Source organism: Variovorax paradoxus, assembly GCF_030815855.1.
Taxonomy (GTDB): domain Bacteria; phylum Pseudomonadota; class Gammaproteobacteria; order Burkholderiales; family Burkholderiaceae_C; genus Variovorax; species Variovorax paradoxus_M.
The window spans coordinates 5,154,718-5,174,408 of sequence record NZ_JAUSXG010000001.1; the positions used below are offsets into that span (position 1 = coordinate 5,154,718).

18 protein-coding genes are annotated in these 19,691 nt (G+C 66.3%); all 18 read right to left on the bottom strand.

The genetic code is table 11. From position 1 onward, the window contains the following. Nucleotides 1-15 precede the first annotated feature (15 nt). Entirely contained in the window at nt 16-1,608 is a 1,593-nt protein-coding gene (tnpC, locus tag QFZ42_RS24490) for an IS66 family transposase (protein ID WP_307700640.1), read from the bottom strand. Nucleotides 1,609-1,632: 24 nt separating this feature from the next. Further along, nucleotides 1,633-1,983: an IS66 family insertion sequence element accessory protein TnpB gene (gene tnpB / locus QFZ42_RS24495; RefSeq protein ID WP_307700641.1), complete on the bottom strand. Its 351-nt coding sequence runs from the start codon at nt 1,981-1,983 to the stop codon at nt 1,633-1,635. Further along, nucleotides 1,959-2,402: an IS66-like element accessory protein TnpA gene (tnpA, locus tag QFZ42_RS24500; RefSeq protein WP_307700642.1), complete on the bottom strand. Its 444-nt coding sequence runs from the start codon at nt 2,400-2,402 to the stop codon at nt 1,959-1,961. The genes tnpB and tnpA overlap by 25 nt, the downstream gene beginning before the upstream one ends. Before the next feature lie 38 nt (nt 2,403-2,440). Further along, the gene (locus tag QFZ42_RS24505) at nt 2,441-2,914 is read right to left on the bottom strand and encodes a hypothetical protein (protein ID WP_307703465.1); all 474 of its coding nucleotides are present in this window, start codon (nt 2,912-2,914) and stop codon (nt 2,441-2,443) included. A 172-nt stretch (nt 2,915-3,086) separates the two neighbouring features. Continuing rightward, on the bottom strand, nt 3,087-3,515 hold the full coding sequence (locus QFZ42_RS24510) for a YybH family protein (RefSeq protein WP_307703466.1): 429 nt from the start codon (nt 3,513-3,515) through the stop codon (nt 3,087-3,089). 458 nt (nt 3,516-3,973) lie between these two features. Continuing rightward, nucleotides 3,974-4,396: a GNAT family N-acetyltransferase gene (locus QFZ42_RS24515; RefSeq protein WP_307703467.1), complete on the bottom strand. Its 423-nt coding sequence runs from the start codon at nt 4,394-4,396 to the stop codon at nt 3,974-3,976. 105 nt (nt 4,397-4,501) lie between these two features. Continuing rightward, complete coding sequence (locus QFZ42_RS24520; RefSeq protein WP_307703468.1) at nt 4,502-5,524, bottom strand: alpha/beta fold hydrolase; 1,023 nt, start codon at nt 5,522-5,524, stop codon at nt 4,502-4,504. 222 nt (nt 5,525-5,746) lie between these two features. After that, nucleotides 5,747-9,508 (bottom strand): molybdopterin cofactor-binding domain-containing protein, encoded by a 3,762-nt coding sequence (locus QFZ42_RS24525; RefSeq protein WP_307703469.1) that lies wholly within the window; start codon nt 9,506-9,508, stop codon nt 5,747-5,749. A 133-nt stretch (nt 9,509-9,641) separates the two neighbouring features. Then, nucleotides 9,642-10,142 (bottom strand): (2Fe-2S)-binding protein, encoded by a 501-nt coding sequence (locus tag QFZ42_RS24530; protein WP_307703470.1) that lies wholly within the window; start codon nt 10,140-10,142, stop codon nt 9,642-9,644. Then, entirely contained in the window at nt 10,120-11,280 is a 1,161-nt protein-coding gene (locus QFZ42_RS24535) for an ABC transporter substrate-binding protein (protein ID WP_307703471.1), read from the bottom strand. Before QFZ42_RS24535 ends, QFZ42_RS24530 begins: the two co-directional genes overlap by 23 nt. Before the next feature lie 68 nt (nt 11,281-11,348). Further along, nucleotides 11,349-12,071 (bottom strand): bifunctional nicotinamidase/pyrazinamidase, encoded by a 723-nt coding sequence (gene pncA, locus QFZ42_RS24540; protein ID WP_307703472.1) that lies wholly within the window; start codon nt 12,069-12,071, stop codon nt 11,349-11,351. Between the two features lie 52 nt (nt 12,072-12,123). After that, nucleotides 12,124-12,858 carry an ABC transporter ATP-binding protein gene (locus QFZ42_RS24545; protein WP_307703473.1) on the bottom strand — a complete coding sequence of 245 codons (735 nt, stop codon included), beginning with the start codon at nt 12,856-12,858 and terminating at the stop codon, nt 12,124-12,126. Continuing rightward, nucleotides 12,855-13,658, bottom strand: a complete 804-nt coding sequence (locus tag QFZ42_RS24550) for an ABC transporter ATP-binding protein (protein ID WP_307703474.1) — start codon at nt 13,656-13,658, stop codon at nt 12,855-12,857. The genes QFZ42_RS24545 and QFZ42_RS24550 overlap by 4 nt, the downstream gene beginning before the upstream one ends. Before the next feature lie 585 nt (nt 13,659-14,243). After that, the gene (locus tag QFZ42_RS24555; RefSeq protein ID WP_307703475.1) at nt 14,244-16,166 is read right to left on the bottom strand and encodes an ABC transporter permease; all 1,923 of its coding nucleotides are present in this window, start codon (nt 16,164-16,166) and stop codon (nt 14,244-14,246) included. A gap of 31 nt (nt 16,167-16,197) precedes the next feature. Next, complete coding sequence (locus QFZ42_RS24560) at nt 16,198-17,403, bottom strand: ABC transporter substrate-binding protein (RefSeq protein WP_307703476.1); 1,206 nt, start codon at nt 17,401-17,403, stop codon at nt 16,198-16,200. Between the two features lie 72 nt (nt 17,404-17,475). Then, the gene (locus QFZ42_RS24565; RefSeq protein WP_307703477.1) at nt 17,476-18,060 is read right to left on the bottom strand and encodes an amino acid synthesis family protein; all 585 of its coding nucleotides are present in this window, start codon (nt 18,058-18,060) and stop codon (nt 17,476-17,478) included. Nucleotides 18,061-18,091: 31 nt separating this feature from the next. After that, complete coding sequence (locus QFZ42_RS24570) at nt 18,092-18,733, bottom strand: amino acid synthesis family protein (protein WP_157611275.1); 642 nt, start codon at nt 18,731-18,733, stop codon at nt 18,092-18,094. Between the two features lie 21 nt (nt 18,734-18,754). Next, on the bottom strand, nt 18,755-19,657 hold the full coding sequence (locus QFZ42_RS24575; protein WP_307703478.1) for a UPF0280 family protein: 903 nt from the start codon (nt 19,655-19,657) through the stop codon (nt 18,755-18,757). Nucleotides 19,658-19,691: the final 34 nt, after the last annotated feature.

Sequence of the window (19,691 nt, forward strand, 5' to 3'; positions counted from 1 at the left end):
TCCGTGCAGGGCGGCCTACGCGCCGCCGAGCTCGATGTTCCAGGGCAGCAGCGCCTCGTAGTCGTCGACCGTCTGCGCCAGCGGCAGCTTCTTGAACAACGCGACCAGGTATCGGTAGGGCTCGACGTTGTTGGCCTTGGCTGTCTCGATCAGCGAGTACAGGTTGGCGCTGGCATTCGCGCCGCCCACGGTGTCGGCGAACAACCAACTGCGCCTTCCGACGACGAAGGGCCGGATCGCGTTCTCCACCGGGTTGGAGTCCAGCGGCCAGGTGCCGTTGTCCAGGAAGCGCACGAGCTTGGGCCACTGCCCGTGCAGGTAGTGCAGTGCCTCGCCCAGCAAGCTCGATGGCGCGACGGCGTGCAGGTGCGTGAGCAGCAGCCGCTCGATCTCGCGCACAACCGCGGCGCTGTAGCGCGAACGCATCCGCAGCCGGCGCGCGGGCGTCCAGTCCCTGGCCAAGGACTCGGCACGGTACAGCTTGCCAATCAGCCGCACGAACCGGGTCGCGAGCTGATCCGGCGAGCGAGCCGCCTTCGGGGTGGCTTCCTCGGCCTTGATGAACGGTCGGCGCGCGTGGACCCAGCACCCAAGGTGCGTGAGACCACCGGCCTTCGCGATGCCGTTGTAGACCTCGTAGCCATCAGTGATGAGCGTGGTGCCGGGGCGGATGCCGGCATACAGCTTCTCGGCGTGCACAGCGCCGCGTCCCGGCGCATAGGCGAACAATCGCACCGGTGGACCCGTGCCATTCATCTGCGCCCACATGAAGCTCTTCGTCTGTGCCTTGCGCCCAGGCTCCTTCAGTACCTGGACGTGGGTCTCGTCGCCGTAGATCAGGTCCGAGTCCAGCAAGTGGTCGCGCAGCAAGTTGATGACCGGCTGCACAGCCTGGCCGATGCGCACGATGCCCGACGCCAGCGTGTTGCTCGCGATGTCGCCACCGAAGCGGCGCAGCAAGACGGCCGTGCGGTACAGCGGCATGCCGAACTGGTACTTGCCGGTGATGACCCAGGCCTGGGCCTCTTCGGTGAGGAGGCCTCGCGGGATGATGCGCGCCGGCACCGGCGCGACCTTCAGGCTCTGATCGCAGCAGGGACAGGCGTACTTGATGCGGTGATGCTGCAGCACACGCACCTGCTCGGGGATGACGTCCATCTGCTCGCTGACCTCGGCGCCGATCTCGACCAATGCGTGGCCATCGTGAGCGCACACACGCTCGGACTCGGGCAGCTCGTGGCGCACGATGTCGCGCGGCAGCGCCGGATCCAGCGGCTTGCGTCCACGCTTCTTGCGCTGGTGACCGGCGACCGGCGTCGACTCCTCTTCGTCGATGTCTTCGACCTCGGCCTGCGGCGTCTGATCGGTGGGCGCGAGTGCCTCGGCCTCGTTCAGGAACAGGTCCTTCTGATCGGTGCCGCGGGCTTCGCTCTTGGCGGCGAAGAGCTGGCGCTGCAGCGCCTTCAAACGCTCCAGGGCCAGGTCCCGCTCGGTGGTCGCCACCCGAAGCGCACCGGCCAGCGCGTCGCGCTCGGCAATGAGACCAGCGAGTTCTTCAGCGGTGATGGAGGCAGTGGCAGGCGACGGCACGCCCGCTTGGATCGGCATGCCCCATCATTGTTCCGTCAAACCTCAAGCCACGCTGGCATAGCGCAGACGGGAGTGGCGTTGCACCAGCGCGATGTCGATGCCCTCGAGCAACCAGTGCAGTTGCTCGGGGGTCAGCGTGGGCACCGCCTCGGCCGAGGGCCAGATGAACCTGTCCTTCTCCAGGCGCTTGAGCAACAGCCAGAAGCCGTTGCGTTCCCAGCCCAGGATCTTGACCCGGTCGCGCCGGCGGTTGCTGAACACGTAGGCGCACGAGGCGAACGGGTCCAGGCCCAGGGCCTGCTCCACCAGCACCGCCAAGCCGTTGATGCTCAGCCGGAAGTCCACCGGCTCGCGGTGCAGATAGACCTTCAGCCCTTCGTCGAAGCGGAACACCGCAGCCTCCCGAGCGCCTCGATCACTTCGCCGACGTTGCGCAGCTCGACGCCGCGAATGTCGATCGTCACGCCGTTGGGCAAGTGTGCCTGCACGTCCATCACGGCGACGATGTCGCCGCCGCTTCGGGCCGCGATCGGCGACGCCGGCGGCACTGCAACCGCCACGAACGCCGCAGGCGCCGGCACTACGCTGGCAGCGGCCTTGCGCGCACGACCACCGTGGCCATGCTCGCGAAGCCAGCGCCCCACCTGGTTGGCATTGACGCCGCACTCGCGCGCCAGGCGCGACACCGAGGCGCCTGGCTGCAGGCACAGTGCGACCAATTGCGACTTCGCTGCTTCGTCGTACACGCTGCGTCCGTCGCTCTTGTGCCCCACCACCAGCCGGCGCTTGAGGTCTTCCAAATCGTCTGTCATCTACGTTCCCGCGTTCATCTACGTGGGAACGTAGGCTGTCAGGTCTCAGCCTGCGGCTCAAGGACGGGGTTCATTGAACGCATACGGAACACCGACAGACTGCCCCATGTCATCTGGCTGCGCACCGGCCGGCGGGTGATTTCCTCGACGTCAGCCAGCAGCAGATCGAAAAGATCGCCGTATTCGGGATCCATTTCGTCGATGTAATGCAGCGCCATCCATTTGCCGTTCTCGCCGATCTGCGCGATGTCTTCGCGGAAGCGAGCCTTGAGCGTGTCGCGCGGCAACTTCAAGTCGGGGGCCTTGAAGTAACGCTTGTAGTGGTCGCCGTCGAACGCGCGCTCGGAGAGACGCGCCAGGCGCTCGATCGACAAGAGGGGATGGTCGGCAAGGCCGTGCCTGAACGCGAAAGGCTGCTTGTTGAGCCGTTCCCAGGCGCCCTCTTCGCCCTGCTGAATAAGACCGGACGCAGCATGCTGGCCAACGCGAGGATTGCGCAGCTTGGGGATCATGGCTGTCTCCGGTCGTTATGAATTTATGTGACAGAGACTAGGCGTTACACAACTGGCGTCAATCACCAACCTAGCAGTACTCCTTGCAACATTAGTAACATTGAGTTGGTACCCTATAAACGTGGGCAGTCGTTTGTGATGGCTGTGGCTTCGTCCTCGTCGCCATAGCCGATCACCGGTCGGCCCTCAACACGGCTTCTCCCGTTCGAGGATTCGTCAGGGTGACGTTCTCGAGCGCCTTGATCCGCCACTGGCCAACCTGCCGTGTAAGAACAGCCAGGATCAACGTGTCGACAGCATGCGGGCCCGCCGGATGAGCCGCACCGGCAGCGAGGCGGCTCCAGAAGTGCACGACTGCCGCGTCGTCGCCGATCGCGACCCGGTCGATCAGGTCGTTCTCCAGCGTGGAATCGCTGTAGATGGTTGCGTGGATGGGCGCATGCAGCTTGACGATCTCCTCGGCGCCGCGCACGTAGTGCCCGAAACGGTTGACGAATGTCGCATCGTCATGGAACAGTGCGCCGAGGGAATTCATGTCGTGGGCATTCCAAGCGGCTTCAAACGCGCCGGGCGCCTCTTCAGGTGTTGCTATTTGAATCATGGGAAGGCTCACAAGCGGTTAGTGGGCGACCAAAGTCTGCTTTACGTGGGGTCAGCAGGTGCTGCGAATGGCTGATTCTTGCCGCACTCTGCTCCATGAGAACGACCAGATGCGCGTCACATCCGACTCAACGGGGTTGTCCGCGAACCCACCGCCACACCCAGTCGATCCGCTTGGAGAGGGGAGCAGCGTCGTATGCCAGTCCATCGGAGGCAGCGAAGTCCTCTGCCCAGAACAGACGCCCAGGGACATCCGACGGAAAATTGCTGCGCGAGAAGAAGTCCTTTTCGTCCGCCTCATTCATCGCAATCTGGAGTTGCTTTCCCGCCATCGCTTCCCCGCGGTTCAAGTCAACTTCTAGATATCGGCAACCTGCACTCGCACGCAGGACGGACCTTGGAACGGAATTCTGCCGCAGTGGCGGACGCCAGGTTCCAGCCGCATTCCGTCCTTGACCCTCAGAGCTTCTTCATCATGAAGCTTAGGTACCACCCATCGGTGTGGTTGTCGATGCGGCCGAACTCACGGTAGCCGCGCCTTGCATAGAAGCCGGGCGCCTGCCACTCGAAGGTATCGAGCTTGGCGCTGTGCGCGCCCAAGGTCTTCGCCTTCGCCTCGGCCTGCCCGAGCAGCGCGCTGCCAAGCCCGGTCGCCCTGACCGCCTCATCGACCCAAAGCACGTCGATGTGAAGCCAGAACAGGAAGACGTATCCGCGGAGCCCACCGATCATGCGACCTTCTTCGTGCCTGGCGCTGAGCCACACCGGCTGCGATTCAGGATACTCGCCGACGAAACCGTAGTTGAAGTGGCGCAGCCGCCGGCCGAGTTCGCCCGACCTCACCTCTTCTTGTGTCGCTTCAACGATGGTCCACGCTGTCATGAGGAGCCTCTGGATGTTGCCGAGGCGGCCGATTCTGCCCGGCACTCAAAAGTCGGCTCATGGTCGACCACAGTCGCCAGAGCCGTTTGGAGCATTCCGGGGTCATCACCCGCGAACGACGTCGATCACCGCCTTGGTAAATGCCTCGGGCGCTTCCTGCGGCAGGTTGTGGCCGATGCCGCCGCTGACCAGCCGATGCTCGTAGCGCCCCGAGAACTTCTTTGCGTAGGCGCTCGGTTCGGGGTGGGGCGCGCCGTTGGCGTCGCCTTCGAGCGTGATGGTGGGCACGCCAATCACCGGCGCCTTGGCCAGCCGATCCTCAAGGGCCTGGTACTTCGCTTCGCCTTCGGCCAAGCCGAGGCGCCAGCGGTAGTTGTGAACGGTGATCGCCACGTGGTCAGGGTTCTCGAACGCGACGGCACTGCGCTCGAACGTGGCCGCATCGAAGTTCCATTTGGGCGATGCGAGCTGCCAGATGAGCTTGGCGAAATCATGGCGGTTCTTCTCGTAGCCGGCGCGGCCGCGCTCGGTCGCGAAGTAGTACTGATACCACCACTGCAACTCGGCCTCGGGCGGCAACGGGTTCTTGCCGGCCTGCTGGCTGCCGATGAGGTAACCGCTGACCGACACCAGCGCCTTCACACGCTCGGGCCACAGCGCGGCCATGATGCAGGCCGTGCGCGCGCCCCAGTCGCAGCCGGCAATGGAGGCCGTCTTGATCTTCAAGGCGTCCATCAACGCGATGATGTCGACGGCGACGGCCGACTGTTGGCCATTACGCGGCGTGTCCGCCGAGAGAAAACGCGTGGTGCCATAGCCGCGCAGATACGGCACGACCACGCGAAAGCCCGCGGCCGCAAGCTGCGGTGCGACGTCGACGAACATGTGGATGTCGTAGGGCCAGCCGTGCAGCAGGATCACCGGCGCTCCGTTGGCCGGGCCCGCTTCGTAATAGCCGATATCGAGGCTGCCGGCTTCGATGCTCTTGAGCGGCTCGAGGCGCCTGGCGCTGCCTGCGCCTGCGGATTGCGCGAATGCGGGCACCATCGACGTCAGCTGCGCGGCGGCCATGCCGAAAGCGGCCTTGGCAAGAAAAGAGCGGCGGGGCAACGGGAGCGAAGCGGTCATTTGAGATTCCTTTCGGGGGTGGGCGGGTGATGGCATCTGGACGATGGGCTTGTCAGCCGGATCGATGCGCATCTCCCAACTGATGGCGCGATTGTTCGGCGCAGAGCGCCCGGCGCGAGCGACTTTCGTATGCCTCTGTATCTGGGCCGGCTTCGCCAACAATAAATTTCAATCCCCGCGCGGCCTGCAGGCCAGGCACGACCCGGTAATCGGCAGCCAGCTTTACTGCGTCGATGCCGCCCGCACGCGTGCCACCTGCGCCTGCAAGTCGGCCCATGCCGGCTCCTGGGGTGCAAAACGTGCGCGCATGTAGCCGGCGAGCTCGGCAATCTGCCGGTCGTCGAGCGCTTCGCGGAACGCCGGCATGAAGCCGATGTCGCGGTTTGCGGGTTCGCGCACGCCGTCGAGGATGGTGCGCAGCAGGTTGTCAGGCCGCGCACTCGTGAGGTTGCTGTTGAGCGCGAGCGGCGTGTTCACGCCGAGCAGCGTGGGGCCGTCGCCGTCGTGATGGCATGACGCACAGGCACTGTCGAACATGCGCTGCGCGGGGCCGAGCAGTTGGCCCTGCGTGCGCGCAGAGGTGTCGACGGCTTGCTGTGCCACGGCTTGCGGCTCGGCCGCGGGCGCGGGATTGAACGAGGCGAGATACGTGGCCATCGCGCGCACGTCGGAGTCTGGCACCTGCGCCAGCTCTCGCACCACCTCCGCCATGGGGCCGCCCGCAATGCCATGGCGCTGCGTGTAGCCTTGGCGCAGATAGCGGTAGAGCTCGTCGGCATCCCAGGGCACGGCCGATTTCGACAGGCCGGTGAGCGCGGGCGCTTCCCAGCCATCGATCATCGCGCCCGAGAGAAATGCGCTGCCGCCCTGCTCCGCGCCAAGCGCGTTGCGCGGCGTGTGGCAGGCACCGCAATGGCCCAGGCCGTTGACGAGGTAGGCCCCGCGGTTCCACTCCGCGCTTTGCGTGGCCACCGGCTGCAGCGGCGCCGGATCATGAAAGAGCGCATTCCAGCCGGCCATCAACGGCCGCATGCTGAACGGAAACTTCAGCTCGGCCTGGGGCGTTTCGGCGCGGACCGCGGGCATGGACATGAAGTACGCGTACAGCGCCTGCAGGTCGTCGTCGCTGGTCTTGGCAAATGCGGTGTACGGAAAGGCCGGATACAGGTGGTGGCCGTCGCGCGAGACCCCCTCGCGCATTGCGCGCTGGAAAGCACTGAACGACCAGCGGCCCAGGCCCGTGTCGGCATCGGGCGTGAGATTGGTGGTGTAGAGCGTGCCGAACGGCGTTTCCATGGCGCGGCCGCCTGCGTTGGGCGCACCGCCCGGCGCGGTGTGGCACACGGCGCAGTCGCCGAGTGCGGCGAGCACGCGGCCGCGTTCGATGGTGGACTCGCTGTAGACCGGGGCGGTCAACGAGATGGGAGCGACGGCGGAGCGCCAGCCGAGCAGGCCGGCGATGAGGCCGATGCCGCCGATGAAGAGGGCGGCGCCGGTGGCCCACAGGCCCTTGCGCTGGGGCCACGGCGCATCGGTTTTGCTCCTTCCCCTTCCGGGGGAAGGTTGGGATGGGGGCACGGCAGTGTCACCATTCGAACGCCACTCGCCCCCACCCCCGCCCTCCCCCAGAGGGGGAGGGAGCAAACCCCGGTTCAGCTCCGCAAGCACCTTTTCCGGCGTGAACGGCGGCTCGCGAAACCTTACCCCGGTCGCATCGAAGATCGCATTCGCAATCGCCGCCGTTCCCGGCACCGAAGACGACTCACCCGCGCCCAGCGAAGGTTCGCCGGGCCGCGGCATGTGCATGATTTCGATCACCGGCACTTCGCGGAAGTTGATGATCGGGTAGCTGCCCCATTCGCGGCTCGCGACCACGCCCGAAGGCAGCACGCCCAGCAGCTGCGCGCCACCCGTCGAGCCTGCGCCCTGCTGCTGCGGCGGTGGCGCGAACTTCACCTCTTCCTTCAGCGCGCGGCTGGTGGTCTGGATCACGTTGCCGTGCACCTGGTGCTCGACCCCGGCGGGGTTGATCATCAGTCCCGCGTCATGCCCCACCACCACGCGGCGCACATGCACTTCGCCCGTCCTGCGGTTGACCTCGACGTCAGCCACCCACGCGGCCCAGGCGGCGCCGAAGCCCGGCCACTTGCTGTGGATGTAGCGCGCGTAGGCAAAGCCCTGGCCGAAGAGGATGTCGCCGCCCTCGCCCAGCCCGCCATTGGAGTTCTCCTGCGGACCGGCGCGCATACGCCAGCCCGCCTTCTGCGCGGTCGCCTGCACCAGCTCGACCGCGCGCGGATCGTTCAGGTGGCGCAGGCGGAACTGCACCGGATCGACGCCCGCCGCGGTGGCGAGCTCGTCGATGTACGACTCGTGCGCGAAGGAACTCGGCAGCGCCGACACACCGCGCAGCCACGAGGCGCGCACGATCGGCGCCATGTCGTTGACCTTCACACGCAGGTTGTCGTAGCTATACGGCGGGCGCGCCGTGCGGTCGCCCATCTCGAAGGCCTGCGCCACCGGCTCGATGGTGCGCGTGAGCAGCAGCGCGAGCGTGGGGGCGCCGTTCGATGGATACGAGGTCTCGAAGTCGTAGGCCGCAATGCGGCCGTCGGCCATGAGGCCGCCGTCCACTTCCATGAGCTGCGCGGCGCCCTTGGGCTCCCAGGCATGCTCCTGTTCGCGCGTGAGCTGCACGCGCACCGGTGCACCCACGGCGCGCGCGAGCAGCGCCGCATCGGCGGCCACGTCGTCGGCGCCGTTGCGGCCGTAGCAGCCCGCGGCTTCCATGCGGATGACGTCGACCTGCACGTCGTCCAGGTCCATGAGCCTGGCGAGGTCGGCGCGCAGCACGTGCGGGTTCTGCGAGCCGGCCCACACGCGAAGCTGTGTACCGCTGCCGTCCTGCGGCTGCCATTCGGCCAGCGCGCACGAAGGGCCGATGGACGCGTGCATCTGGTACGGCCACACATAGGTGCGATGCATCGGCTGCGCGGCCGCGGCGAGCGCGCCATCGACATCGCCTTCGTTGACCAGCACGCGCTGGGTCGACGGGTTGTCGCGCAAGGCTTGGGCGAGGTCCGAGAGATCCGGCATGCCGGGCCAGGATTTCCATGTCAGGCGCAGCTCACGCAACGCCTGCTCGGCGTGCTCTTCACGCTCGGCCACGATGCCGACGAAGTCGCGGATCACGACCACCGCGCGAATGCCGGGAATGTGCGCAATGGACGATTCGTCCACCGACTCGAGTGTGTTGCCGATGAAATCGCCATGGTCCGCACCGGCATACGGCGGGCGCACCACGCGGCCGTGCAGCATGCCGGGCACACGCATGTCGTGCACGAACACGCTTTCTCCCGCGAGCTTGGCGGGAATGTCGATGCGCGGCTGACGCGTGCCGACGATGCGGTAGTCGGCCGGGTGCTTGGGCTGCGCGCGGGGGTCGAGCCGCAGCACAGTGCGCTGCCCCGCCACCAGGTCGGCATAGTTCACGCGGCGATCGGGTTCGTCGGCCACGCGCACCACGCCGTTGCGGATCTGCAGCGCGTCGGCGGTCGCGCCAAGGCGCTCGGCGGCGCGTGCGAGCAGCCATGCGCGCGCCTGCGCAGCCGCAAGGCGCAGCGGCTGCGAGTGGATCTGGATCGACGCGCTCGCGATGGTCGCGCCCTGGTTGGGGGCACGCGCGGTGTCGCCGAGCATCACGCGCACGCAAGGCATGCCGAGGTCGAGTTCCTCGGCCACGATCTGCGCGAGCGCGGTCTGGATGCCGGTGCCGAGATCGACGTGGCCGTTGAGCGCCGAGGCGCTGCCGTCGTCCCATACGGCGAGCAGGATCTCGTCGCCTTCGATGGGGTTGCCCGCCACGGCTGTGGGCTGGCCCTTGGCGGGTGGGGGTGCGGGCGGTGTTTCGCGTACCACCAGCAGCACGCCGTCGGCTGAAAGAAAGTCTGCGCGGGTCAGCGGCAGATCGGCGCGGCGTGTCACCGTCTTTGCCTCCTGAATTGCTCCCTCTCCCTCTGGGTGAGGGCCGGCGGCAGCGGCGAGGGCTGTGCTTGTGTGAAGGCCGATGCCCTCACCCTAGCCCTCTCCCAGAGGGAGAGGGGACAAGACAGGCGGCTCATAAATTCACCATCTCTCGCATGCGCGCCGCGGCTCGCTGCACCGCGTCCAGAATTTCAATATGTGTTCCGCAGCGGCACAGGTTGCCCGACAGTTCGCTACGGATGCGCGCCTCGCTCGCCTGCGGATCGCGCGCGAGCAGCGCCGCGGCCTGCATCACCATGCCGTTCAAGCAATAGCCGCACTGCGCGGCCTGCGCATCTTCGAAGGCCGCCTGCACCGGATGCCAACGGCCGCGCGTGCCCAGGCCTTCGAGCGTGGTGACGGCACGGCCCCCCACGCCATGCGCGGGAATCACGCAAGCGCGCGCCGCCACGCCGTCGACATGCACCGTGCAGGCGCCGCATTGGCCGAGGCCGCAACCGTACTTGGGCCCATTCAGGCCCAGGTCGTTGCGCAGCAGGTGCAGCAGCGTGGCCTCGCGCGGCACGCCCGGGAGCGAACAGGCCTGCCCGTTGACCTGCAGTTGCAGCGGCTCAGCGCCGCAAGTGACCGTCACGGGTGTACATCTCCAAGTCGACAAACGTCGAACCGTTGTGGTTCCTCGCGCTGTACTCGACCGGGAAATCGCCGAAGCGCGTGCTGCCGATGCTTTCGAGCCCGGCAATGAAGCTGTCGCGCGTGAGCGTCTTGCCTCCACGGCGGAGGCCTTCGACCATCACGCGCGAAGCGATGTAGCCCTCGAGCGTGGTGTAGCTGTCGATCTTCTCGCCGAACTCGGCGCGGTCGCGCTGGTAGTCGGCCACGATGGGCACGCGCACGGCCTCCGGCGGCGGCACGATGCTGGCCGTGACCAGCCCGGCCAGCTTGCCCTCGAGCCGTTTCGCCGAGCCCGCGGCATCGGTGATGCCGACCGACAGCGTGTAGAGCGGCGCCGCCCCGCCGCCCGCGCGGTAGTCGCGCATGAAGACTTCGACCATGCGCCCCGCCATGATCATCAGAACCGCGCCTGGCTTGACCTCGGCCAGGCCGGCGAGCACCTGCTTGGCGTCTTCGGCGGTGATGGCAAGCGGTAGCGTCTTCACGACCTGCACCTTGTAGTCGGCGGCAAGCTGCTCGCAGGTGGCGAGGTTCGACTTGCCGAAGGCGCTGTCCTGGTAGACCACGGCAATCGACGACAGGCTGATGGTCGAGAGATGGCTGATGATCTTGCGCAGCTCCAGGTCGTAGCCTGCGCGCACGTGAAACAGCAGGCGGTTGACCTTGGCGCGGAACGAGCTGGTGCCCACCAGCGGTGCGAACATGGGCACGCCGGCCTTCTCGGCGAGCGGCATCGCGGCCACGAGGTTGCCGGTGGCCACATAGCCCGCGAGCGCGAAGACCTTGTCCTCGTCGATCAGCTTGGCCGTGTTGAGGGCGGTCTTCGCGGGTTCGTAGGCATCGTCATACGTGACGAGCTCGATCTTGCGGCCGTTGACACCGCCCGACTTGTTGACGCGGTCGAAGTACAGCTTGATGCCGGCACGGTAGTCGATGCCGAAGTCCTTGGCTGGGCCGCTGAACACGGCCGACTGGCCGATGCGGATGACGCTGTCGGTCACGCCGTTCTCCGCGCGTGCCGAACGCAGGAGGCCGGGGCCTATCGCCAGGGCTGCGCCGCCCGCCACGAGGGTGCGCCTCGAAATAGAAGTCTTCATGCGTATCGTCAGTCCGTTGTCGTTGTTGTTGCCGTGCGGGTGAACGCGGTGGAGATGAATGGATGTGTTCAGGCAGCCTGAATGTCGCCGGACTGGATGCGCTTGACACCCTTGGCCGTCATTTGCTTCCATGCCGCGGCGAGCGAGCCGTTGAGGTCGATGGCGCGCGTGGCATCTTCGATCACATACACCTCGAAGCCGGCCTTGCGCGCATCGAGCGCGGTCCAGGCCACGCAGAAGTCGGTGGCCAGCCCAACCACGTACACCGTCTTGATGCCGCGCTGCTTGAGATAGCCGCCCAGCCCGGTGGCGGTCTTGCGGTCGGCCTCCTCGAAGGCGGAATAGCTGTCGACACCCTTGTGGAAGCCCTTGCGGACGATGACCTGCGCGGTGGGCAGCTTCAGGTTCTTGTGCAGCGCCGCGTCATCGGTGCCCTGCACGCAGTGGTCGGGCCAGAGCACTTGGGTGCCGTAAGAAAGCTTGATGCTGCTGAACGGCTTCTGACCGGCATGCGCGCTCGCGAACGACGCATGGCCTTGCGTGTGCCAGTCTTGCGTGACGACGATGTTCTCGAACGACTCGGCCAGCTTGTTGATCACCGGCACCACCTCGGCACCGCCCTTCACGGGCAGCGTGCCGCCGTCGACGAAGCAGTTCTGCACGTCGATCACGATCAGCGCGGACTTGTCGTTCGGCTTCAACTTCGACGCCGCGAACAACGTTCCCGTCGCGCCGAGCAAGCTCAACGCAGCCGTGGATTTGAGGAGGGATCTGCGGTGCGTGTCGTGCATGGTGTGTGCTCCGGTGGGTTGATGAAAAAAAGCGAAAGCGCCCGCGGGCTCGCTAGACGCTCAGGTAGGCGCGGCGCACTTCCTCGTTGGCCGCGAGCTCTGCCATGGTGGCGTGGTAGCGGATCTGGCCCTTCTCGAGCACATAGGCCCGGTCGGACACCAGCTCGGCGAAATGCATGTTCTGTTCCGACAGCAGAATGCTCACGCCCTGCGCCTTGAGCTCCAGGATCATGTTGGCCATCTGCTCGACGATGACCGGCGCCACGCCTTCCGAGGGCTCGTCGAGCAGCACCAGGTACGGGTTGCCCATGAGCGTGCGTGCCACGGTGAGCATCTGCTGCTCGCCGCCGCTCATGCGGCCGCCCGGGCGGTCGGGCATTTCGCCCAGGTTCGGGAACAGCTTGAACAGCCGCTCGGGCGTCCACAGCGGTGCCTCGGTGCCGTCGGCCCAGCGGCGCGGCGGCTGCTTGCCCACCTCGAGGTTTTCCATCACCGTGAGATCGGTGAACACGCGGCGGTCTTCAGGCACGAAGCCCAGGCCGAGCTTCGCCGCGTGATGAGGCTCGCTCTTCGAGATGTCGTGCCCCAGAAAGCTCACGTGGCCCTTGCGCTTGGCGAGCATGCCGATCAGCGTCTTGAGCGTGGTCGATTTGCCGGCGCCGTTGCGGCCCATGAGCGCGACGACCTCGCCGCGGCGCACTTCAAGATCGACGTCGTACAGGATCTGTGCGGCGCCGTACCAGGCGCACAGCGCGTTCGCCTTCAGCAGTGTTTCGTGCGTGCTCATGCGACGGCTCCTATTGCCGCATTCACTTCAGCGGCTTTTTCTGCAATCTTCTCAAAGGTCTTGCCGCTGCCGAAGTACACCTCCTGCACTTTCGGATGGTCGCGGATCTCGAGCGGCTTGCCCTGCGCGATCAGGCGGCCGCGGGCCAGCACGATCATGCGGTCGGCGTAGGCGAACACCACGTCCATGCTGTGTTCGGTGAACAGCACCGCCAGGCCGCGCTGGACCACGAGTTCCTTGGTGAGCGCCATCAGCGAATTGCGCTCCTTCGGCGCCATGCCGGCGGTGGGCTCGTCCATCAGCAGCAGCTTGGGCGCGTTGGCCATCGCAATCGCGAGTTCGACGCGCTTGACGTCGCCGTAGGCCAGTTCGCTGCAGGGCCGGTCGGCCTGCGCCTTCATGCCGACCTGGTCGAGCAGTGCAATGGCTTCATCGCGCTTGTGGTCCGCCGCGCGGCGCCACATCGAAAACAGCTTGCCGTCGTGCGAGAGCATGGCCATCTGCACGTTCTCGACGACGGTGAGCGAGGCGAAGGTTTCTGCGATCTGGAAAGTGCGGCCCACGCCCAGGCGCCAGATGGCGCGTGGCTTCTGGCCCACGAGTTCATGGCCGTCGAACACGATCGAACCCTGGTCTGCCTTGAGCTGGCCGTTGACCATATTGAAGGTGGTGGACTTGCCGGCACCGTTCGGGCCGATGAGCGCCAGCAGTTCGCCTGCCTTGAGTTCGAAGCTGATGCCGTCTACGGCTTTGACGCCGCCGAAGGACTTGCCTAGGTTGTCTACTTTGAGAAGGGTCATTTTTGGCTTACTCCCTCTCCCTCTGGGAGAGGGTTGGGGTGAGGGCTCGCGGCCTTTTATTGCTGCCGGGCGTTTGCTTCCCGAGGCCGGGTCTCGCCCCGGCGGGCGACCTACTTTTCTTTGCTTCGCCAAAGAAACGTAGGCAAAAGAAAGGCGACCCCACTGTCTGCGACCCTCCGCTACGCTGCGGGCAACCTGCGGTGCTCGGCCGCCAAGCCACCGCAGGCGCGTAGCGCCCGCGGTGGTTGGTATTGAGCTGTCTGTATTGAGTTGGGCTGTTGAGCTTGCACCCGGCCGAGCGCAGCGATGGCCTGCCTTCTCCCCACCCCTTCTGTATGCGCCGAGGAGCGCAGATGGAGGCGGGATCAGGGCCGCAGCTGTTTGAGCGAAGCGAGTTCTGCGGACCCCCGCCGGAGTCGAGCACCGCAGGTTGCCCGCAGCGCAGCGGAGGGACGCAGACAGTAGGGTCGCCTTTTCTTTGCTTACTTTCTTTTGGCGAAGCAAAAGAAAGTGAGTCCGCCGCCGGGCGGATATCCCGGCCTCGGGAAAAAACAAAGCCCCAGTCAGACGAAAGACAACCGCGCCTCACGTCTGCTTCTCCTTCAAAGCAACATCCACCTCCGAACGACGCCCCCGCAGCAACCGATCGCTCAACTGCTTCGCAAACCCAGCAATCCCCTGCGGAAACAGCAGCACCAGCAGCAAGATGATCGCCCCCAGCGTGGCCCGCCAATAGTCCGTATTGCGCGCCACCGTGTCATGCAGCCAGCTGAAGGTCACAGCCCCGACCACCGGCCCCGCCAACGTCTGAATCCCCCCCAGCAGCACCATCACGAGACCATCCACCGACTTGTCCACGCTCAGGCTTTCAGGCGAAATACTGCCTTTCGAAAAAGCATAGAGCGACCCGGCCAGCCCCGCCGCCGCGCCCGCAACGACAAAAGCCGTCCATTGCATGCGCTTGACATCGATGCCGATCGCATCGGCCCGCAGCACCGAATCACGCCCGGCGCGCAGCGCATAGCCGAACGGCGAGAACAGCACGCGCCGCAGCATCAGAATGCCCGCCGCCACGAGCACCAGCGTGAGCCAGTAGTAAGTGCGCTTGTCCGACAGCCACTCCGACGGCCAGACGCCGGTGAGCCCGTTGCTGCCGCCGGTGAACGAATCCCATTGGTAGACGACCGCCCAGGTGATCTGCGCGAAAGCCAGCGTGAGCATCGCGAGGTACACGCCCGAAAGCCGCACCGCGAACCAGCCGTAAACGAAAGCGCCGATGGCCGCGACCAGCGGCGCGACGATGAGCGCGAGCTCCATCGGCAGGCCGCTGGTGCGCACCAGCAGTGCGGCGCCGTAGGCCCCCAGGCCGAAGTAGGCCGCATGACCGAACGAATGCATGCCGGCCGGCCCCATGATGAAGTGCAGGCTGGCCGCGAAGAGCGCGGCGATCAGCAGGTCGATCATCAGCACGGTGGTGTAGGGCGAATCGGCAGTGAGCAGCGGCATGGCCATGAGCACCACGCCGAGTGCGGCGACGAGCCACAGGTAGCCCTTGCTCGCGCGCCGCAGCGGTTCTTCCTGCATGCCCACGTAGCGGCTGGGCGCTTGCGGGCGGCCCAGCAGGCCCCAGGGGCGCCATACCAGCACGATGGCCATCACGATGAAGTCGACCACCAGCGTGAGCTTGGAGAACGACACGCTGTAGCCGAAGATCTCGACCACGCCGAGCCAGATGCACACCGCCTTGATTTCGGACAGCAGCAGCGCCGCCACGTAGGCACCGGGAATCGAGCCCATGCCGCCGACCACCACCACCACGAAAGCCGCGCCGATGGTGTTGAGGTCCATGGCAAGCGTGGCCGGCTCGCGCGGCAGCTGCAGCGCGCCGCCGAGCGCCGCCAGGGTGGCGCCAAGCGCGAACACGGCCGTGAACAGCCAGGCCTGGTTCACGCCCAGCGCGCTGACCATCTCGCGGTCTTGCGTGGCGGCGCGCACCAGCGTGCCCCAGCGGGTGCGCGTGAGCAGCAGCCACATGAGGCCGAGCACGACCGGGCCGACGACGATCAAAAACAGGTCGTAGGTCGGAAATTGACGGCCCAGGATTTCGACCGAACCCGACAGGCCCGGTGCGCGCGGGCCAAGCAATTCGTCAGGGCCCCAGAAATAAAGCACCGCGTCCTTGATGACGAGCACCAGCGCAAAGGTGGCCAGCAGCTGGAACAGCTCGGGCGACTTGTAGATGCGGCGCAGCAGCACCATCTCGATCAGCGCGCCGATCACGCCCACCGCGAGCGCGGCGATCAGCACGGCCGGCCAGAAGCCGAGCGTGCCGAGTTTGTCGACCAGCGTGTAGGCGAGATAGATGCCCACCATGAAGAAGGAGCCATGCGCAAAGTTGACGATGCGCGTGACGCCGAAGATCAACGAAAGGCCGGCCCCCACGAGGAACAGCGACGAAGCCGACGACAGCCCGGTGAGGAACTGAAGCAGCAGGGACGAGAGGCTCATGGGTGCAAGCGTTCCGGGGAGAGGAAAAAGATCAGTCCGCGGCGCGGGACTTCTTGACGTCGGCGGCGGTCGGCTGGAACTTGGCGCCGTCGAAGTACGTGTAGTCGACCATCACGCCCTTGCCGTTCTCGTTCTTCGTCTTGCCGACGAAGGCGCCCATGGTCGACTGGTGGTCTTCGGCGCGGTAGCTGATCTTGCCGAACGGCGTGTCGACCTGCAGGCCCTTGAAGGCGGCCACGAGCTTCGGCGTTTCCGTGCTCTTGGCCTTTTCGATGCCGGCCGCCACCGACTTGATCATGCTGTAGCCGACCACCGAGCCCAGGCGCGGATAGTCCTTGTACTTGCCGTGGTACGCCAGGAAGAAGGCCTTGTGCTCGGGCGTCTGGATGCCGTACCAGGGATAGCCGGTCACGATCCAGCCGTTGGGCGTCTCGTCCTTGAGCGGATCGAGGTACTCGGGCTCGCCGGTCAGCACGCTCACCACCGTGCGGTCCTTGAAGAGGCCGCGGGTGTTGCCCTCGCGCACGAACTTGGAAAGGTCGGCAGCGAACAGCACGTTGAAGATCGCGTCGGGCTTGGCATCGGCGAGCGCCTGCACCACGGCGCCCGCATCGACCTTGCCGAGCGGCGGCGCCTGCTCGGCGACGAACTCGACATCGGGCTGTGCAGCCTTCAAGAGCGTCTTGAACGCGGCCACGGCCGACTGGCCGTACTCGTAGTTGGGGTACACGACGGCCCAGCGCTTCTTCTTGAGCTTGACCGCTTCGGGCACCAGCATCGCGGCCTGCATGTAGGTGCCGGGGCGCAGGCGGAAGGTGTATTCGTTGCCGCCCTGCCAGGTCATCTTGTCGGTCAGCGGTTCGCCGGCCAGGAAGAAGATCTTTTTCTGCTTGGCGAAGTCGGCCACCGCCAGGCCGGTGTTCGACAGGAAGGTGCCGGTCAGCACGTCGATCTTCTCGCGCGCCACCAGCTCTTCGGCCACGCGCACCGCGTCGCCGGGGTTGGCGTTGTCGTCGCGCGTGATGAGCTCGACCTTGCGGCCGTTGACGCCGCCCTTGGCATTGATCTCTTCCACGGCCAGCTCCATGCCCTTCTTGTAGGGCTCGAGGAAGGCGGGCTGGGCCTTGTAGCTGTTGACCTCGCCGATCTTGATCACGCCCTGGGCATGGGCAGGAACGAGGGCCGTGGCCAGCGTGGCAAGGGCCGCGGCGCTGAAGACGTGACGCAATGGGTTCATGGGGAAACTCCTTGGGATCGAAAGAGAGAGAAAAAACTGAACGATGTGATGAAGGCAGTGCGTGGGCGGGATTCAGCGAAGCCCGTCTTCACCCTTGACTTCGCTCGCCTGCAACCCGCCGATGCGAGGCAGCGGACGGCCGCTGTCGGTGACGGCCACCGCCACCACGATCTCGTTGGCGCGCGGTGCGTCGGACACGCGGGCCTCGACGGCATCGAAATGGCTGCGCACGAACGCGGCGTCCTTGTGGCCGAGCGGCACGTCGATGGCCGTGCCGAGCGTGCCGCGCTTCTTGGCCGAGGGCACGAGCGCCGCGCCCTTTTCAACGGCCACGCGCAGCGGCGCGCCGAGCTTGGGATGCAGGATGGCGGCCGCATGTTCGAGCTCGCCGCTCTCGCCCACGATGGCGGCCTTGCCGTAGCTCTGTGCCTGGCCAGGCTCGATGCCGAGCGCCTTCACGGCCTTTTGGCCGAGCAGTGCGCCGAGCTCTTCGCCGATGGCGATCAGCTCGTCGAGGTTCTCGCTGTAGCGCCCGGCGTAGGGGTTCTCGATGACGGCGATGGCGACGGCGCGGCGCGTGGGCGGCGAGATGTCGCGGCCCATTTCCTTGCGGGTTTCGTCGACCTGGATGACGAGCTTGCGGATGTTGGCGGTCATGTCTTGTGTTCCTTCGTGTCTCTTGTTCGGGTCAGCGCAGGCCGTCCCACTTGCTGATGTCCTTGGCCAGCAGCCCGCCGACCCGGGCATGCACGCGGTAGCCGGTGCTCATGGCCAGGATGAAGACGATCTCGTCGGCGGCCGGCGCGCCGGGCACGCGCACCTCGATGGCATCGAACTGGCCGCGCACGTAGCTGGCGTTGATGTTGGTGAGCGGCACGTCGAGCGTGGCGCCGGGCGGGCCGACCTTCTTGGTCGAGGGCACGATGGACAGCGCATTGCCGGGCTGGCCGGTTTTTTCTTCGGCCTTGCCCGCGGTGTAGGCGGCGCGGCTGCCCTTCCAGCCGAGCAGTTCGCGCATCGCATAACCGCCGGGCACATGCCAGAGCGCGCCGTGCTCGAGCTCGCCCGCGGCGCCGACGATGGCGCCCTTGCCGTAGGTGGCGATCTGCTCGAGCGGCACGTCCATGGCGGCATGCAGCCGGTGCGCCATGTCGACGCCCACCGGGTCGAGCAACGCCATCATCGGCAGGATGTCGGGCTCGTAGCGGCCCGCGAACGGATTCGTCAGCACCGCGCCGATGGCACCGCGCACCAACGGGGTGTCGGCGCGCGGGCCGAACTCGTGGTGGATGTGCTCGACATGGGTGAAGACGCGGCGTATATCGATCATGAAAAGGAACCTTGCTTTTCGTTAAGCAAATACTGAACCAACTGCATCGGCGCGCGCCGTCGGCAGCGCCTTCGAGCATAAGGGTTCAATAAGTCGCCACTGCCCCTGGCAAACGAGCAGAGCGGCCCAGATCAGCCCGCCTTTCTGCAGCACCCTGGCGCAGACAGCGCCCGTATCGAGCGCGCTTTTTATCTGCGAAGGTGCCAGCGGCGGCACATCGACCGTGACCCGGAGGTCGCCCAGGTCGCTGTCGTCCTTGCATTCGTTGGCCGGAAGCCGGCGAATGGCGGCATCGTCCACGTCGACGGCGTTGGCAATCACGGTGGCGGCCGCATCGGCCTGGGCTGCGGTGGCCGCGAGGACCGTCACGCTGTCGGCAATGCCCAGCGAGAAGCTGCGGCCGCGCCAGCCGCTGGTGGCCACGCCGCGCACCGGCTGCTCGGCCTTGATCTCGAACTGGCCGTCGGTCGTGAGGATGCCGGTGTCTTGCCAGTCGAAGCGCGCCAGGTCGGCATACACCCCCACACGCGCCGACTGGCCCAGGGCAAGATGCAGCGCGATGTCGCCGCCGTTGTTGATCCAGGCGCGTTCGACGCCGGGGCGCTCGTAAAACGCGATCAGTTCCTGGGCCACGGAACCCGCGACCGCCGCCATGGGCGTGATGAACATCGGCGAGAACGCGGCGCACGCATTCCACATGCGCTGGGCGACCACGCCGCGCGGGCGCATGTTGTCGCTTGCGGGCAAACGCAGCAGCGGCAGCTCGCGCACCAGTTCGTCGAGCACATGGACGAAGCGCGCCCAGGCGGCGTCGTGCGCGGCCGCGACGGCATACGGATCGCCATACGCCTCGGCCACGATGTCGATCGGGCCATGGTTGAAATGCCAGCGGTTCGCATCGAGTGCGGTACGTTGGGCGGTCATGGCAACAGGTGTTTCTCCCTCCCCTTCCGGGGGA

Bases quoted from the DNA above. Each gene is read 5' to 3' on its own strand.
- tnpC (WP_307700640.1), bottom strand. From the start codon at position 1,608: ATGCCGATCCAAGCGGGCGTGCCGTCGCCTGCCACTGCCTCCATCACC.
- tnpA (WP_307700642.1), bottom strand. From the start codon at position 2,402: ATGACAGACGATTTGGAAGACCTCAAGCGCCGGCTGGTGGTGGGGCAC.
- QFZ42_RS24505 (WP_307703465.1), bottom strand. From the start codon at position 2,914: ATGATCCCCAAGCTGCGCAATCCTCGCGTTGGCCAGCATGCTGCGTCC.
- QFZ42_RS24510 (WP_307703466.1), bottom strand. From the start codon at position 3,515: ATGATTCAAATAGCAACACCTGAAGAGGCGCCCGGCGCGTTTGAAGCC.
- QFZ42_RS24515 (WP_307703467.1), bottom strand. From the start codon at position 4,396: ATGACAGCGTGGACCATCGTTGAAGCGACACAAGAAGAGGTGAGGTCG.
- QFZ42_RS24520 (WP_307703468.1), bottom strand. From the start codon at position 5,524: ATGACCGCTTCGCTCCCGTTGCCCCGCCGCTCTTTTCTTGCCAAGGCC.
- QFZ42_RS24535 (WP_307703471.1), bottom strand. From the start codon at position 11,280: ATGAAGACTTCTATTTCGAGGCGCACCCTCGTGGCGGGCGGCGCAGCC.
- pncA (WP_307703472.1), bottom strand. From the start codon at position 12,071: ATGCACGACACGCACCGCAGATCCCTCCTCAAATCCACGGCTGCGTTG.
- QFZ42_RS24545 (WP_307703473.1), bottom strand. From the start codon at position 12,858: ATGAGCACGCACGAAACACTGCTGAAGGCGAACGCGCTGTGCGCCTGG.
- QFZ42_RS24550 (WP_307703474.1), bottom strand. From the start codon at position 13,658: ATGACCCTTCTCAAAGTAGACAACCTAGGCAAGTCCTTCGGCGGCGTC.
- QFZ42_RS24555 (WP_307703475.1), bottom strand. From the start codon at position 16,166: ATGAGCCTCTCGTCCCTGCTGCTTCAGTTCCTCACCGGGCTGTCGTCG.
- QFZ42_RS24560 (WP_307703476.1), bottom strand. From the start codon at position 17,403: ATGAACCCATTGCGTCACGTCTTCAGCGCCGCGGCCCTTGCCACGCTG.
- QFZ42_RS24565 (WP_307703477.1), bottom strand. From the start codon at position 18,060: ATGACCGCCAACATCCGCAAGCTCGTCATCCAGGTCGACGAAACCCGC.
- QFZ42_RS24570 (WP_157611275.1), bottom strand. From the start codon at position 18,733: ATGATCGATATACGCCGCGTCTTCACCCATGTCGAGCACATCCACCAC.
- QFZ42_RS24575 (WP_307703478.1), bottom strand. From the start codon at position 19,657: ATGACCGCCCAACGTACCGCACTCGATGCGAACCGCTGGCATTTCAAC.